Here is a 2,605-nt window from a genome sequence, read left to right on the forward strand (position 1 = left end):
GTCGATGCCTACAATCACGCTCGTCGGCTCAAGACCCTGCGGGGCCTGACACCCACCGAGTTCATCCTGAACGCCTGGACGAAAGAGCCCAATCGCTTCAGGATCGACCCGTCACACCTCATCCCGGGACCATACACCTAGTGCGGGTGGTTGACCGACCCTGAGGCCTACGACCACTGGCTTTGCCGCATCCCTGCGGCTGAGGTCTAGGGCATCGGCCGGGCCTCGCTCGCCAAGCTCGAAGCCATGGGGGTCGACAGCGTGGCGGATCTTGCCGACTTCGACCCGCGGCCGGTGCGCAAGGCGCTGACGATGGTGGGCGAGCGCATCATCCACGAGCTGCGCGGCCTGTCCTGCCTGCCGCTCGGTGCGTCGCCCGCCCAGCGTAAGGGCTGCGCGGTCACCCGCTCGTTCTCGACCCGGATCGAGGACCGGGCGACGCTGGAGCAGGCGGTCTCGGCGCACGCGACGCGGCTAGGCGAGAAGCTCCGGCGGGAAGGCCTCGGCACGAACCACGCCGTCATGATCCTCGTTCGAAGGCTCGGCCAAACGTTATAACTTATCGGACGGACTCATAGAGGGTCAAGTGTGACTGTCGAGCAATTGAGAAACCTGCGTAGTACTTAAGTAATATTAACCGCGACTAATCTCCGCCAGAATAACAATTCTGAGTTGTATTTCATAGCCATCTTCGCCTGATAGAATACCACCCTGAGTGGTACTATCGAGAACGCAACCGGGAGAACGGACATGGCGCTGCTGGGCATCAATCTGGGACTTGGCGGATCCGCTAGTCCGACGGGATCGGGAAACCTTCTCAACCTTGATTTGGGATCCCTCCTCGATCTCCATGTCGGAGCCGGGGGGACGACCTCCGTCATCACAGTGGATGGGAGCATCGGTGGTAGCACGCCAACATCCACGGCCACGTCGCCGGTGATCAATCTTGGCGTTGACCTCGGGACTGGATTGACTGGTGGGAATGGTGGGCTTCTCGGCGGCCTGCTGGGCGGCGGTTCGGCAGGAGCCGGAGACGGATTGATCCCTGCGACTGTGGACGTTCTGCTCGGCACGGTCAAAGATCTAACAGGTGTGTTGCTTGGTACGGGCACTGGTACGGGTACGGGTGGTACGAACACCAATCCTGGCACGCCTGGACTTGTGATCAATGGCACCGAGGGAGCCGATTTGCTGCGGGGAACTGCAGGTAATGACACAATCACTGCATTCGGCGGCAACGATCTAATCTATAGCAACGGCGGAAACGATATCATCAACGGCGGAGCCGGGCGTGATACGGTAATCTTCTCAGGAACAATCGGACAATATACGGCGGCATCTCAAAATGGTGTAGTGGGATTTCACAATAATACCTCGGGGGCAACGTCCTTCACTACGGGCGTGGAAAGAGTAGACTTTCAGGACCACACGCTGGCACTTGATTTTAACGGAAGCGCTGGTCAAGTCTATCGATTGTACCAGGCGGAGTTCAACCGAGTTCCTGACACTCCCGGTTTGACGCACAATGTTCAGCTCATTGATAATGGCACGGTCAACATTAATCAGATGGCAGATGCTTTCGTCGCATCTCCGGAGTCACAGCAAACTTATGGTTCGTCTATTAGTGACGGACAGTTTGTGACAAATTTGTACGCTAACACTTTGCATCGAGGGCCTGATCAAGCTGGATTTACAAATTGGACCAACGCCTTGGCCAATCACGTTTTAGACCGAGGCGATGTTCTTCTTGGCTTCTCCGAGAGTGCGGAAAACCATAACAATACCGACCATCAACTCCAAAACGGTATTCTTCTCGATCATGGAATTGCGTAGTTCGGTTTTACGCCCGAAATCGTAGATCGGAGATAAACCATGCTCCGATTTGCAAATTGACTTCATTATCACAAATTGACTTCTACAGAAGTGGGGTCACGCTTAGCGCTGATTGTGACCCCACTTCTATTTAACTGATGCTTGGCCCTCTTACCCGCCGAGCTGGAAGCCGCCCTCGATGAGCCGACGAGGTGGATCTGCGCTTCCGGGCTTTCCGCGATCTCCAGCGTCACCCCCGCACGAGAGACACTGATACCAGACCCCATTGAGCGTGACTCACGTAGGTTGGTGTCGCCGTCCGGGTCGTGATTCCCTCCTCGGGTTTGGAGCCTGCGAAGGATGGGATCGCTGCTCCGGTGCCGCTGCGATCGGATTTCGATGCCGCGGCCTTGCGCTGTCTGGCCAAGGGTTCGCGTGATCCAGCGCAGACCCGCCGTCTGTTAGCGCTGTCGGTGATTGCCGCGGGTGGTCTGCGCTTGGAGGCGGCCGAGATCGGCGGGGTCGGGCTGCAGACGGTGCGCGACTGGGTTCTCGTGCAGCCACGCCGTTAGCGAGTACGCCTCCAGGCCGATGCGCTCCAGCGGAAGGCCGAGGCCCGTCAGGGCAGCGATGAGGGCAGGCGGCTCGCTCACGGGTAACCGGGGCAGATCACCGGGCGGTCATGCTGTTGCGGCGTTTCTGACAAGGTCCGGCAGGGGCGGGACGGTTGCGCTGTCTGGGATGCCGAGGCGATCGCCGAGGTATCGGAAGAACGAGACGTCGAGCTTGGCGC

At 58.7% G+C, this 2,605-nt stretch carries 1 protein-coding gene and 3 pseudogenes; all 4 read left to right on the forward strand.

Features of this window, described 5'->3' with window-relative positions; genetic code table 11:
* A pseudogene (locus tag MKK68_RS10155) lies at positions 1 to 141 on the forward strand (IS481 family transposase); the annotation flags it as partial.
* 9 nt (positions 142 to 150) lie between these two features.
* A pseudogene (locus tag MKK68_RS10160) lies at positions 151 to 516 on the forward strand (Y-family DNA polymerase); the annotation flags it as partial.
* A gap of 234 nt (positions 517 to 750) precedes the next feature.
* Positions 751 to 1,833, forward strand: coding sequence for a DUF4214 domain-containing protein (locus MKK68_RS10165; protein WP_244030140.1), 1,083 nt, complete (start codon positions 751 to 753; stop codon positions 1,831 to 1,833).
* Positions 1,834 to 2,138: 305 nt separating this feature from the next.
* Positions 2,139 to 2,366, forward strand: a pseudogene (locus MKK68_RS10170) (IS630 family transposase); the annotation flags it as partial.
* Positions 2,367 to 2,605 lie beyond the last annotated feature (239 nt).

This window comes from Methylobacterium sp. E-016 (assembly GCF_022829745.1).
Taxonomy (GTDB): domain Bacteria; phylum Pseudomonadota; class Alphaproteobacteria; order Rhizobiales; family Beijerinckiaceae; genus Methylobacterium.